Origin of the sequence: Eubacterium sp. 3_1_31 (assembly GCF_964249515.1) — a bacterium.
In the GTDB taxonomy this organism is placed as follows: domain Bacteria; phylum Bacillota_I; class Bacilli_A; order Erysipelotrichales; family Erysipelotrichaceae; genus Longicatena; species Longicatena caecimuris.
In genome coordinates this window covers 1-12707 of sequence record NZ_CAXUBY010000065.1, presented here as the reverse complement: position 1 = coordinate 12707, position 12707 = coordinate 1, and the positions used below count along the sequence as shown (strand labels likewise).

The 12707-nt window shown below is 38.6% G+C and carries 14 protein-coding genes and 1 other annotated feature; all 14 genes read left to right on the top strand.

All coding sequences use genetic code 11. The annotated features are described in order from the left end of the window. Positions 1 to 257 precede the first annotated feature (257 nt). The 14 genes from yaaA to ACESSZ_RS15525 all read left to right on the top strand — a co-directional run bounded on the left by yaaA (position 258) and on the right by ACESSZ_RS15525 (position 12438). A complete protein-coding gene (yaaA, locus tag ACESSZ_RS15590; RefSeq protein ID WP_331866847.1) occupies positions 258 to 1013 on the top strand; it encodes a peroxide stress protein YaaA in 756 nt (251 codons plus the stop codon). An 85-nt stretch (positions 1014 to 1098) separates the two neighbouring features. Beyond that, a complete protein-coding gene (locus ACESSZ_RS15585) occupies positions 1099 to 1773 on the top strand; it encodes a DUF969 domain-containing protein (RefSeq protein ID WP_331866848.1) in 675 nt (224 codons plus the stop codon). A gap of 1 nt (position 1774) precedes the next feature. Next, entirely contained in the window at positions 1775 to 2704 is a 930-nt protein-coding gene (locus ACESSZ_RS15580) for a DUF979 domain-containing protein (RefSeq protein ID WP_008691270.1), read from the top strand. An 84-nt stretch (positions 2705 to 2788) separates the two neighbouring features. Beyond that, positions 2789 to 3430: a pyroglutamyl-peptidase I gene (gene pcp, locus ACESSZ_RS15575; protein WP_132225546.1), complete on the top strand. Its 642-nt coding sequence runs from the start codon at positions 2789 to 2791 to the stop codon at positions 3428 to 3430. Further along, the gene (locus tag ACESSZ_RS15570; protein WP_331866849.1) at positions 3430 to 3846 is read left to right on the top strand and encodes a gamma-glutamylcyclotransferase family protein; all 417 of its coding nucleotides are present in this window, start codon (positions 3430 to 3432) and stop codon (positions 3844 to 3846) included. Before pcp ends, ACESSZ_RS15570 begins: the two co-directional genes overlap by 1 nt. Before the next feature lie 269 nt (positions 3847 to 4115). Beyond that, complete coding sequence (locus ACESSZ_RS15565; protein ID WP_008691273.1) at positions 4116 to 4559, top strand: 2-thiouracil desulfurase family protein; 444 nt, start codon at positions 4116 to 4118, stop codon at positions 4557 to 4559. A gap of 99 nt (positions 4560 to 4658) precedes the next feature. Beyond that, positions 4659 to 4925 (top strand): phosphocarrier protein HPr, encoded by a 267-nt coding sequence (locus tag ACESSZ_RS15560; RefSeq protein ID WP_008691274.1) that lies wholly within the window; start codon positions 4659 to 4661, stop codon positions 4923 to 4925. Positions 4926 to 5112: 187 nt separating this feature from the next. After that, the gene (locus ACESSZ_RS15555) at positions 5113 to 6807 is read left to right on the top strand and encodes a phospho-sugar mutase (RefSeq protein WP_008691275.1); all 1695 of its coding nucleotides are present in this window, start codon (positions 5113 to 5115) and stop codon (positions 6805 to 6807) included. Positions 6808 to 7361: 554 nt separating this feature from the next. Then, on the top strand, positions 7362 to 9221 hold the full coding sequence (glgB, locus tag ACESSZ_RS15550; protein WP_008691277.1) for a 1,4-alpha-glucan branching protein GlgB: 1860 nt from the start codon (positions 7362 to 7364) through the stop codon (positions 9219 to 9221). Positions 9222 to 9493: 272 nt separating this feature from the next. Next, entirely contained in the window at positions 9494 to 9913 is a 420-nt protein-coding gene (gene rplK, locus ACESSZ_RS15545; protein ID WP_008691278.1) for a 50S ribosomal protein L11, read from the top strand. 22 nt (positions 9914 to 9935) lie between these two features. Next, positions 9936 to 10622 (top strand): 50S ribosomal protein L1, encoded by a 687-nt coding sequence (gene rplA, locus ACESSZ_RS15540; RefSeq protein ID WP_008691279.1) that lies wholly within the window; start codon positions 9936 to 9938, stop codon positions 10620 to 10622. Positions 10623 to 10654: 32 nt separating this feature from the next. Continuing rightward, positions 10655 to 10781, top strand: a sequence feature (ribosomal protein L10 leader region). A gap of 43 nt (positions 10782 to 10824) precedes the next feature. Continuing rightward, positions 10825 to 11358 (top strand): 50S ribosomal protein L10, encoded by a 534-nt coding sequence (gene rplJ, locus ACESSZ_RS15535; protein WP_008977706.1) that lies wholly within the window; start codon positions 10825 to 10827, stop codon positions 11356 to 11358. Between the two features lie 38 nt (positions 11359 to 11396). Beyond that, entirely contained in the window at positions 11397 to 11771 is a 375-nt protein-coding gene (rplL, locus tag ACESSZ_RS15530) for a 50S ribosomal protein L7/L12 (RefSeq protein ID WP_008691281.1), read from the top strand. A gap of 70 nt (positions 11772 to 11841) precedes the next feature. Continuing rightward, entirely contained in the window at positions 11842 to 12438 is a 597-nt protein-coding gene (locus ACESSZ_RS15525) for a class I SAM-dependent methyltransferase (protein ID WP_008977705.1), read from the top strand. Positions 12439 to 12707: the final 269 nt, after the last annotated feature.

Genomic DNA, 12707 nt, shown 5'->3' with positions numbered 1-12707 from the left:
TGGTAAGCCGTATGCCTTAGTAGGGCACGTACGGTTTGATAAGGGGCGGTAGTTTAATGACTATCGCCTACTTTCTTAATGCAACTAAACTTTTAGGGAGTTTCACTAGAAAATTAGGGGGCAACTTTAGGGGAATGAAAAAACAAACAAGAAAGTTAAGACCCCTAAAGATTTTGGATACCCCCTTTTTTATGCCATCAGCATTCTGTCAAAATGGAGGATATCTGTTATAATACATACAGAAAGTGAGGGATTTTATGCTTTATATCATTTCACCGACAAAAACAATGAAAACAACGACCCATTACAAACCATCTGCCATGCCACAGCTGTGGGAAAAAGCAGAGTTGCTTTTAGCGAATATAAAGATGTTAACAGTAGAAGATATTATGCATTTCATGCATGTGAAAGAAGCATTGGCTATACAGACAAAACAACGCTTTGATCAATTGTCTTTTCATGAGAATGGCTATTGTGCAATAGAAGCTTATGATGGCTTACAATTTAAATATATGCAAATGGAAGATTTAGCGATGAGCGAGCTTTCCTATCTTCAGGAACATCTGCGTATCCTCAGCGCTTTTTATGGCATTGTCAGACCCTTTGACAGTATTCAACCTTATCGCTTAGAAATGCAATGTAAACTAAAGGTACAAGATTATAACGATCTATATGCATATTGGCAAGATACTTTGGCTAAAGTATTGCTAAAGGAAGTTCATACGCATAAAGAGAACTATCTTTTGAATCTTTCAAGTAAAGAATATGAGAAAGCAATACGTCCCTATATTCCAAAAGAACAATGGATTGATGTTATTTTCCAAGTAGAAAAAAAGGGAAAACGTAAAGTTGAGGCAACACAGGCCAAGATGGCAAGAGGACGCATGGTTCACTTTTTGGCACAGCGACAAGTAGAAACTTTGGCAGAAGTTTATCAGTTTCAAGAAGATGGTTATCAGCTAGATAAGGAACGAACTGGAAATCAGCAGATCGTATTTTATAAAAAAGGATAAAATGATAAGATTTTAAGGTAATCCTGTTTGCATAGAGATTGATTCCTTGATAAAATTTAAACCGTTCTAGAAAGGAGTCAAAAGAATGGATTATATAAAACTTATCGGTATCGTTATCATCGTCGCTGGCTTTGTCATGAAATTTGATGTTTTAGCGACCGTGTTGATTGCCGGTTTTGTAACTGGCTTGGTATCCGGATTAAGCTTTATGGAAATATTACACATTATGGGAGAATCCTTTGTGAATAATCGCTTGATGTCGATTTTTTTGGTGATTTTTCCTGTTATTGCGATTATCGAGCGATATGGACTTAAGGAACGCTCTGCTTATTTGATAGGGAAGATTAAAAATGCATCTGCCGCCAAGGTATTGGCTTTGTATATGATCATACGCAGTATTGCCAGTGCCGCAAATATACGAATCGGAGGACATGTAGAATTTGTACGTCCTTTGATTTTGCCGATGTCAGAGGCGGCAGCAGAGAAGGCTAAGGGGGAACCCTTAAATGAAAAGCAAAGAGATACATTAAAAGGAATGACAGCCTCCATTGAGAACTATGGGAACTTTTTTGCGCAAAATCTGTTTCCTGCCGCAAGTGGTGTCTTATTGATACAGGGAGCGTTAGCAGAAGCCGGCTATGGAGAAGTTACGATCAGTTCTGTAGCAGCAGCTTCCATACCGGTGGCCATAATTGTCCTGTGCTTAAGCTTTGTGCAGGTTTGGCTAAAGGATAAGAAATTGCGAAGGAGGGAAGAATAAAATGGCGGCATTCTTAGATTATGCAGCGGAATTTATCTTTATCCTTTGTGGATTTATCAGTTTTAATGCAGCCTATCGGGCTTTGGAAAATGAACATGCCAAAGTGGGGACGACATTGTTTTGGAGCATCCTTGGGGTTATCTTTATGTTTGGTAAGGTGTTACCCTATGAAGTGTGCGGCATCTTGTTATTAGTGATGGGCGGTTTGACCATGACCCATCAAGTACAAGTTGGTACATTTGCGCCAGTAGATCAAAAAGCACGTCAACAATACAGTGAAAAAATTGGTAATAAGATATTTATACCGGCGGTGTTGGTAGCGGTTGTGGCGTTGATATTGTCAAGAGTGAAACTTGGTGAATTAGCGTTACCCGGTGCGGTAATGGTTGGAACAGGATGCATCCTTGCTTTATTTACCGCTATGTTTATTTGTCGTCCAAACTTTCAGGATACACGCCATGATACGGCTAGATTGCTGATGCAGGTGGGAAGTGCCTCCTTGTTGCCACAGTTGTTAGGTGCATTGGGGCAGGTATTTACTAAAGCCGGTGTTGGCGATGTTATATCAACAATGATGGCTGGTATCTTACCAGAAGGTAGTATCTTCTTTGGTGTGGTTGTCTATTGCCTTGCGATGGTCATTTTTACGATGATCATGGGAAATGCTTTTGCGGCTTTTTCAGTTATAACGGTAGGGATAGGTATTCCATTTGTGATTGCTCAAGGCGGTGATGCCAGTGTTGTTGGAGCTTTAGGTATGACGTGTGGATATTGTGGAACATTATTAACACCGATGGCGGCAAATTTTAACATTGTACCGACGGCCGTATTAGAAACAAAGGATAAATGGACCATCATCAAAGCACAGGCACCAATGGCTTTGTTGTTGATTCTCATTCATATCATCTTGATGCTGACCTTAGCTTTTTAAAAAAGTTTAAAAAGCTTTGATTGGCACAGAATAAAGCGTATGGAAAGGAGAACATACAGCACATAACAGCTGTATCATAAGATTATGAAAATATTAGTAACAGGTTTTGATCCGTTTGGAAAGGAAAGTATCAATCCGGCAATCGAGGCAGTGAAACGTTTAGATGATGAAATTGCGAATGCACAGATCATAAAATTAGAAATACCAACGATTGCCCATACATCTCTTGCCGTCATCAAACAGGCGATTGAAGACCATGAACCGGACATGGTGCTATCCATTGGTCAGGCAGGAGGCAGAAGTGATATCACGGTAGAGCGCATTGGTATCAATATTGATGATTATCGCATTGCAGATAATGGTCATCAGCAGCCTATCGATGAAAAAATCTTTGCGGATGGTCCGGATGCTTATTTTGTTAATCTGCCGATTAAGGCGATGGTCAAAAGCATACGCTCTGCAGGTATACCAGCCTCTATATCTAATTCAGCAGGGACCTTTGTGTGCAATCATGTTACCTATGGCGTTCGCTATTTATTAGAAAAACGTGGAAAAGGACAAAAAAGTGGGTTTATTCATATTCCATATCTCCCAAGTCAGGTTGTTGATAAACCAAATCAGCCAAGTATGGCATTGGATATCATTGTAAAAGGTATTCAAGCGGCGATAACGGCAATGGTTGAGCAAGCAATTGATGTTAAAGAAAGTGAAGGCACGATTTGTTAATGAAACAGATATTTGTATATGGTTCTTTACGTAAGGGAATGTATAACTATGAACGTTATCTGAAAGGGAAAAGCCGCTTTGTTGGATATGGATATGTAAAAGGCTGCCTCTACGCATTAAAAGATGCGGCGTATCCGGCATTGCTGGATGGTGATCAAGATGTCTTTGGTGAAATTTATGAGATTGATGAACAGGTTGCATCAGCGATTGATGAGCTGGAGGGCTGTCATAAAGATACGTTAGGGGAGTACTACAAAGCACGAAAGATAATACGTACAACACAAGGCGCACTTTTAGAATTGGAAGTCTATTGCTTTTCCTTGGATTATGAAAAGAATGCGGAGCGTTTAAAAGCGGTAATTCCGCATGGAGATTTTGTGAAATATGTTAAGGAAGAAAAGAAAGAGGCAATATAAAAGATAGAAGCAAATAGCAAGCAGATTGACACATGAAGGATCTAGGGACGTATTTGATATTGGTCTATGTGAAAGATATAGGAAATCTCTATATCGGCTGATGAGAAAGATAGCTTATTAAATAAAATAATAAGCTATATGATTTTTATAAAAGGATAACCGATCAAAGCACTTACTCAGAGGATTTGTTGAAATTGTTGCGTTCTTTGAAAGTATGGTATAATGATGCTACATGAGTGATCAAATCGAAAGGGAAAGGGGCAAAATGAATGAACTATGCGGTGAGTGCATGTCTTATGGGCGTGAATTGTAAATACAATGGCGGTAACAATGAAAATGCCAAAATTATAGCATTTTTAAAGGATCGTCCTCATCTTACAGTATGCCCTGAAATAGCCGGTGGTTTACCGGTTCCGCGGGCATGTTGTGAGATCGTTAACGGACGTATCTTGAATACAGATAAGGAAGATGTGACAGACGCTTTTATAAGAGGCGCTGAAAAGGAAGTACAGCGGTTGCTTGATGAAAAAGTAGATTTGGTAATCTTACAGCCAAGAAGCCCAAGCTGTGGAAAAGGGCGTATTTATGACGGTACTTTTCAAGGGAAATTAAAAGATGGTGATGGTGTTTTTGTACAGCTCTGTAAAAAGCAGGGAATTGAAGTGTGGAATTGTGACGAATTTCTTGAAAAACGAATCGGCTTTTTAAAATAATGGCGATTTCCTTTGTTTTCGTTAAAAAAAAGATTGTAAGTGGTATCAAAATGGTTTAAAATAGAGTATGTAAATAAGTTAATTTAGGAGGAATATAAAATGAAACAAATTACTGTATCTGTAATCGACCCAGTTGGTTTGCATGCACGTCCAGCTACTGTTGCTGTAAACGCTGCAAGCAAATTCAAATGTGAAGTTAACGTGTCTTTCAAAGGCCGTGAAGTAAACATGAAATCCATCATGGGTGTTATGTCACTGGGAATCCCAACACAGTCTGAAATCACAATCACTTGTAATGGTGATGATGAAGATTCTGCAATCGCTGCTATCGAAGAAGTATTGCGCGCACAGAAAATCATCGGTTAATGAAATTATGATGAAAAAGATGACAAAGGTCATCTTTTTTTTCAACTCTTTTATAAGGTAATAAAAAAGAAACATAATGCATCACAGAAATCTGTGGTAATCGCTTACATTTCGATAAAGTTTGATATAAAATGTAAATGAAGTATGCTATAATAGAAACAGCAATACAGAAAGGAAGAATGAGAAAATGTACAAAGATATTTATGAAAGATGGTTACATCATCCTAACCTAGATCCTTCTTATAAAGAAGTGCTTGAAAACATGGATGAAGAGACGATGAATGATGCTTTTTATACAACGATAGAATTTGGAACAGCAGGAATGAGAGGCTTGTTGGGTCCTGGAACAAATCGTATTAACATTCATACGATTCGTAAAGCAAATGTGGGATTTGCTGAATATATCTGCGCACATGGCGAAGAAGCTATGAAGCGCGGCATTGCGATTGGTTATGACAACCGTCATATGTCAAAAGAGTTTGCTATGGATTCTGCAAGGTTGTTGGCTACGTATAACATCCGTTCTTATGTGTTTGAATCCTTGCGCCCGACTCCTGAATTAAGCTTTGCAGTCAGACATTTTCAATGTTTCGGCGGTATCATGGTAACGGCTAGTCATAATCCGAAAGAATATAATGGTTATAAATTGTATGATGAAAAGGGCTGTCAGCTAGTACCGGCACTTGCTGCACAAGTTATTGATCGTGTGAATGCGGTTGCGGATGAATTGGCAATTGAGGCGAATCCAACAGCTGAACAGGAGAAACTCATTACGGTCATCGGAAAAGATGTTGATGAAGAATATTATGCTAATGTATTAAGTATCCAGTTGAATCCGGATATTCCAAAAGATGATGTGAAAATTATCTTTACCCCAGAGCATGGAACAGCCAATATTCCAGTGAAAGAGGTATATACACGTGCGGGATATCATTTTGTGGCTGTGGAAGAACAATGTACGCCAGATCCTGATTTCTCGAATACACCAACACCAAATCCTGAAGAAGCAGGTTCTTATGAAATGGCATTAGAATATGCAAAACGTGAAGATGCCGATATTATTTTGGTATGTGATCCTGATGCAGACCGTATGGGTGTCGGTGTTAAACATAATGGAGACTATAAACTATTAACAGGGAATCAAAGTGGTGCCGTTTTAATTGAGTACATCTTCTCACAATTGACAGCAAAAGGGGAAATGCCAAACAATCCTGTCATGTTTAATACCGTTGTAACCAGTGATCTTGGAGAAAAGATTGCGACAAAGTATGGTGTTGCAACAGAAAAGACATTAACCGGCTTCAAATTTATTGGTGAAAAGGTTGCGAAATATGAAAAGACAAATGAAAAGCAGTATGTATTTGGTTATGAAGAAAGTTATGGCTCTTTGATTAAACCATTCGTACGCGATAAAGATGCTCCACAGGCTTGTTTGATGCTAGCTGAAGCTGCTTGCTACTATAAAGCAAAAGGTAAGACATTAGTGGATGTATTATATGATTTGTATGCTGAATTGGGCTATTATGAAGAAAGCCAAACTTCTTTGAAATTAGAAGGACAGGCTGGAGCTGAACGCATTCAGGAAATTTTAGCTACTTTGCGTAAGAGTGAAGTAAAAGAAATCAATGCAACAAAGGTAACGCGTTTTGAGGATTACAAGGAATGTCGTATCTTAGAAAATGGTGTAGAGAGTGAATTATGTGGCTTTACGAAATCAGACGTCTTGAAATACTATTTAGAAGATGGCAGCTGGATAGCAATACGTCCAAGCGGTACAGAACCAAAATGTAAGTTCTATTATTGTATCAAAGGCACTTCCTTACAGGACGCACATGAAAAAACATTAGCTTATCAAGATGCTATGAAGAAACTGATTGGTTAATAGAAATAGCAAAGTACATTTTAATGCCCGATTCGGGAAAAAATAAGGAAGTCTTAAGACTATTGAAAAATAGTAAAGACTTCCTGTTTTAATTAGCAAAGGAGTATGAAGATTTTACCATCTGCCATGAAAAGGCAAAGTTTATGCGGGATGCCAGGTCAAGGTAACCAAAATGATCAATAGAAAGACAAAGCTTATTGAATGATGTCTTATGCACACAGTTTAACAATCTGCAATAGTTTTTTCTTAATGAAAAAGGTACTATAGGCAAAAGATAACACAAGTAAAGGGATTAAGATGATCATAAAAATGCCTCCTTTTGTTAGCTTAGGATAACTCTATATATACAATAACTTATATGGGATTAGAAGTCAACATAGATGCATAAAACTTTGATTATCAAAGGCTAAACGACAATTTTCATGATTTGTATAAAAAAACAGCAAAAAACCTTGAAACCCATTACAAATTCTTTAAAATAACAAAATTCTTGTAGGTTTTACAGGCAAAATAGAGTAAAATAAAGATATGATATAGAAACTGGAGGAGTTCTCATGAAAAATAAAATTTTAGATAATTATTATAAAGGAAATGCCATCAATGCATATGAGTTTTTTGGTGCGCATATCTGTGAAGAACGTGGGAAAAAGGGTGTTCGTTTTACGACATTTGCGCCGCATGCACAGGAAATACAGGTCATTGGAAGCTTTGATGATTGGAGCTGTAAAGGACACAAGATGCGTCGCAGTGATGATAAAGGAGTATGGACATTATTTATTGCTGGTGCTAAAGAAGGAGATATGTATAAATACCGTATCACACAGGCAACTGGCAGAGTTGTCGATAAAATGGATCCATATGCATTTTATTCAGAGTTGCGTCCGAACACAGCATCCATTGTGACAAATCTGGAATATAAAAAATGGAGCGATGGCAAATGGCTCGCAGAAAGAGATAAGAACTTTGCAAAACCAATGAATATCTATGAGTTGCATATAGGCTCATGGAAAAAGGAAGAAGATGTGGAATGGGTAAATTATCGCAGCATAGCAAAAGAATTAATCGCTTATGTAAAAGAAAATCATTTTACTCATATTGAATTGATGCCTTTGAATGAATATCCATTCGATGGTTCTTGGGGTTATCAATGCAGCGGTTATTTCAGTGCAACGAGCCGTTATGGTACATGTGAGGATCTGATGTATCTGATTAACGCATGTCATAAAGCAAAAATTGGTGTCATTATGGACTTTGTGCCGGTACACTTTGTACGAGATGATTTTTCTTTGTCTTATTTTGATGGAACGCCTCTATATGAATATGAGAAAGCATGTGATGCAGACTCACAATGGGGAACCGCTAATTTTAATCTATGGAAAGAAGAAGTACGCTCATTCTTAATGTCAGCGGCAGCTTTCTGGATTGATAAATATCATGTCGATGGTCTTCGTATGGATGCAATCAGCAATGTTATTCACTGGCATGGCAATAAAGACTTAGGAACAAACGAAGGAGCATTGCACTTTATTAAACGAATGAATTTTAATTTACATGAAGCATTCCCTGGAATCATGCTGATAGCAGAGGATTCTAGTGATTTCCCTAAGGTTACACATCCGACGGTTGAAGGCGGTTTGGGCTTTGACTATAAATGGGATTTAGGCTGGATGAATGACACCTTGAAATATTTAGAAAAAGATCCTATTTACCGTAAATGGCATCATAATAATATTACTTTCTCAATGGCCTATTTCTATTCTGAAAGATTCTTGATGGAATTTTCTCATGATGAAGTAGTACATGGCAAGAAGACAATTGTTGATAAAATCTTTGGAACCTATGAACAAAAATTTGCGCAATTAAGAACGTTATATTTGTATATGTTTACACATCCTGGTAAAAAGCTAAACTTCATGGGAAATGAATTGGCTCATTTCCGTGAATGGGATGAAGAAAAACAGTGCGATTGGGATCTATTAAAATATCCGATGCACGACGCTTTCCATAAATACTTTGCGAAACTAGGTGAAGTATACTGTAAATCGGCTACGCTGTATGAAAAAGAATATGACTGGGAATCTTTTGAATGGATCGATGCGGATAATGCGGATGAAAATCTCTTTAGTTATATGCGAAAAGGGGAAACTAAGAATTATATCGTTCTTCTGAATTTTTCACCTAATGTATATAAGGCTCATACCTTCGGGGTTTCTGAAAGTGGAACCTATCAGGAAATTCTGAATACGGATATGGATATATATGGAGGAGAAACTACAACATTGCAGAAATATAAAACGATAAAAGAAGAATGCAATAAACGTCCTTATACCATTACAGTAGATGTGCCAAGTTTTGGCGGTGTCTTATTAGAATATAAGAGAAAAAAACCAACCGCGAAAAAACAAGTGAAATAAAGTAAGAAAGGTTCAATGCCATGATGGTATTGAACCTTTGCTATATATGGGACAAACGTTATGCATTTCATAAAGAGTATCGTTTTTTAATACCTACTATCGCTTTTGGAAAAGAAGTTTAAAAAAATAAACACTTCTTCTTGCATTTCATTTCCATTCGTATTAAAATACAAGAGCGCCACATTTTGTGGTGTTTTAGAATGCGTGGGAGAAGGAGCAGCTCCTTCAATCAAACCACTGCATAAGACAACAATATATAGGAGGTGTGTCTTGTGAGTAAAAAAGTTGCAAAGATTTGTAAACTTCAGTTCCCTGCAGGAGGAGCTAGACCGGGACCAGCACTGGCATCTGCCGGAATCAACATGCCGCAGTTCTGTACAGCATTTAACGATGCTACAAAGGACCGTAATGGTGATATGGTACCAGTTATTATTACTGCATACGAAGACAAGAGCTTTGATTTCGTATTAAAAACAACTCCAGCAAGCATCATGATCAAGAAAGCTGCTGGCATCAAGAAGGCTAGTGGTGATCAGAAAGAAACCGCTGGAACAATTACAGTTGATCAGCTGCGTGAAATCGCAGAATACAAAATGCCTGACTTAAACGCAAATGATGTAGAAGCTGCTATGCGTATCGTTGCTGGTACTGCTAGAAACATGGGCGTTAAAGTTGAAGGTTATGAAGGATAAGAAAGGCGAGAGGTAAATAGATATGGCAAAAGTTGGAAAGAAATACGCTGAAGCTGCTAAGAAAATCGACCGCTCAAAGTCTTATTCGGTAGCTGAAGCTGTAAAATTAGCAAAAGAAACAAACATCGCTAAATTCGACGCATCTGTTGAAGTTAGCTTCAAATTAAATGTAGACCCACGTCATGCAGATCAGCAGATTCGTGGTGCTATGGTACTGCCACATGGTACTGGTAAAACACAGAAAGTTTGTGTTATTACACAGGGACCTAAGGAACAGGAAGCAAAAGACGCTGGCGCAGATTTCGTTGGTGGAAAAGAATTGTTAGAAGAGATCCAGAAGGGATGGTTTGACTTCGATGTAATCGTTGCCACTCCAAACATGATGGGTGAATTAGGTAAATTAGGTCGTCTGTTAGGACCTAAGGGCTTAATGCCAAACCCTAAGACTGGTACAGTTACCATGGATGTTGCAAAAGCTGTCGAAGACATCAAAAAAGGTAAAGTAGAATACCGTGTTGATAAAGAAGGTAACATTAACCTGATGATCGGTAAAGTAAGCTTTGACGATGAGAAGTTAGTGGACAACTTCAACGCAATCTACAACACAATCGTAAAAGCACGCCCTGCTGCAGTTAAGGGTGCTTATATCAAAAACCTTGTATTAACAACAACAATGGGTCCTGGCATCCATGTCGAAATCGTTAAATAAGGTTGACAAACTGCAAAACAACGTTTAAAATATTCGATGTTATCAATATACCATAGACAGTAACGGCGTAACAGCTTAATCATGTTACCGAGGTAGAAAGCAAGTAGATAAAACTTTCACCCGTAGACTGTCCAGTTTGCGGGTGTTTTATATCACTCTTGAAAGGTATATTGTTACATATAAATCAGGAGGTGTGAAGTTCATGAACCAGGCAATCATCGATAGCAAAAAGGCAGTCGTTTCTGAAATTGCTCAGAAAATGAAAGAAGCCGATTCAACCGTAGTTGTTGAATATCGTGGTCTGAGTGTTGCGGAAGTAACACAGCTGCGTAGAGATCTTCGCGCAGAAGGCGTAGAGTTCAAGGTTTACAAAAACTCTCTTGCTCAGCGTGCTGCCGAAGAAGCCGGTGCCAGTGAATTAGTAAAAGACTTGGTTGGACCAAACGCAATCGCATTTGGACCAGACGCAGTTGCCCCTGCTCGTGTATTAGCAAAATTTGCGAAAACACACGACAAGCTTGTACTGAAGAGCGGTATCGTAGAAGGTAAGGTAGTCAGTGTTGACACAATCAAAGAGTTGTCAAGTCTGCCAAACCGTGAAGGTATGTTATCAATGCTGTTAAGCTGCTTACAGTCACCAGTACGCGGATTCGCATGTGCTGTTAAAGCTGTTGCAGAAAGCAAAGAAGAAGGTGCAGCACCAGCTGCCGAAGCTACAGAAGAAGCTGCTGCTTAATTGCATGCAGACAAACTATTAACTAGGAGGAAAAGAACATGGCAAAATTAAACCAGGAAGACATCTTAGCTTACTTAGAAGAAGCTACAATCTTAGAACTGAATGAATTAGTAAAAGCAATCGAAGAAAAATTTGGCGTAACGGCTGCTGCTCCAGTTGCTGTTGCAGCTGCTGCTGATGCAGGTGCTGCTGCTGAAGGACCAAGCGAAGTAACTGTTACATTAACAGACATCGGTGGAACAAAAGTTGCTGTTATCAAGGCTGTACGTGAAATCACAGGCTTAGGTCTGGTAGACGCTAAGGGTCTGGTTGACAAAGCACCAAGCGTAATCAAAGAAAATGTTAGCCCAGAAGAAGCAGAAGAAATCAAGAAGAAATTGATGGACGCTGGAGCTAGCGTAGAAGTTAAGTAATAACTTACACATCTTGATGAACTACAAAAAGCCTTCGGGCTTTTTGTCACCTAAAAAAGGCGGGATAACGATGGATCATTATTTTACAGATAATCGTCATTTAGCAGAAAACCGGAAGGAAATATCTTTCCGGTTTTGGTGTTTTAACTATACTTTCTTAACTGATAACGGTGTCTTCTCAAAAGGCGGTGTTGATTTTGGAACACAGGTCTTCTTAAACACCCTGCTGAAAAGAGATGAACTACAGGATACGATACTTGATGTTGGCTGCGGATATGGACCAATCGGTATCATCATCAAGCATACATATCCCGATAAGCATGTGGAAATGGTCGATGTCAATCCACGTGCAATCGCCCTAGCTAAAGAAAATGCCAAGGCCAATCATGTGGATGTGCAGATTCATGAGTCCGATGTATATGCACAGGTAACTGGGAATACTTATACTGACATCCTAACCAATCCACCCATCCGGGCCGGTAAGAAGGTCATTTATGAAATCTTTGAAAAAGCTTATGATCATTTATGTGAAGGCGGCTGCTTATGGGTTGTTATTCGTAAACAACAGGGCGCAAATAGTGCAGTGAATAAAATCAAAGAAGTGTTCGGTAATTGTGACATCATTGAAAAAGAAAAAGGCTATTGGATCTTAAAGGCAAAGAAATAAATATACGTACAGCTATAACTATAGTACCGCTATAACGTAGGGAGAAATTAAGTCGGTTGATATCAAGAATACCAACGATAACGTAGAGAAGTTAAATCGGTTGATATCAAGAATACCAACGATAACGTAGAAAAGTTAAGTCGGTTGATACCAAGAATACCAACGATAACGTAGAGAAGTTAAATCGGTTGATACTAGGAAATGCCAGCATGCACGCTTTCGCGAAATTAGGAAGGAAAGCTCTTCTTTATGAAAATTGCCACCATGAT

What these genes read in the sequence shown, in the direction of transcription:
- yaaA (WP_331866847.1), top strand. Translation starts at nt 258, where the DNA reads ATGCTTTATATCATTTCACCGACAAAAACAATGAAAACAACGACCCAT.
- ACESSZ_RS15585 (WP_331866848.1), top strand. Translation starts at nt 1,099, where the DNA reads ATGGATTATATAAAACTTATCGGTATCGTTATCATCGTCGCTGGCTTT.
- ACESSZ_RS15580 (WP_008691270.1), top strand. Translation starts at nt 1,775, where the DNA reads ATGGCGGCATTCTTAGATTATGCAGCGGAATTTATCTTTATCCTTTGT.
- pcp (WP_132225546.1), top strand. Translation starts at nt 2,789, where the DNA reads ATGAAAATATTAGTAACAGGTTTTGATCCGTTTGGAAAGGAAAGTATC.
- ACESSZ_RS15570 (WP_331866849.1), top strand. Translation starts at nt 3,430, where the DNA reads ATGAAACAGATATTTGTATATGGTTCTTTACGTAAGGGAATGTATAAC.
- ACESSZ_RS15565 (WP_008691273.1), top strand. Translation starts at nt 4,116, where the DNA reads ATGAACTATGCGGTGAGTGCATGTCTTATGGGCGTGAATTGTAAATAC.
- ACESSZ_RS15560 (WP_008691274.1), top strand. Translation starts at nt 4,659, where the DNA reads ATGAAACAAATTACTGTATCTGTAATCGACCCAGTTGGTTTGCATGCA.
- ACESSZ_RS15555 (WP_008691275.1), top strand. Translation starts at nt 5,113, where the DNA reads ATGTACAAAGATATTTATGAAAGATGGTTACATCATCCTAACCTAGAT.
- glgB (WP_008691277.1), top strand. Translation starts at nt 7,362, where the DNA reads ATGAAAAATAAAATTTTAGATAATTATTATAAAGGAAATGCCATCAAT.
- rplA (WP_008691279.1), top strand. Translation starts at nt 9,936, where the DNA reads ATGGCAAAAGTTGGAAAGAAATACGCTGAAGCTGCTAAGAAAATCGAC.
- rplJ (WP_008977706.1), top strand. Translation starts at nt 10,825, where the DNA reads ATGAACCAGGCAATCATCGATAGCAAAAAGGCAGTCGTTTCTGAAATT.
- rplL (WP_008691281.1), top strand. Translation starts at nt 11,397, where the DNA reads ATGGCAAAATTAAACCAGGAAGACATCTTAGCTTACTTAGAAGAAGCT.
- ACESSZ_RS15525 (WP_008977705.1), top strand. Translation starts at nt 11,842, where the DNA reads ATGGATCATTATTTTACAGATAATCGTCATTTAGCAGAAAACCGGAAG.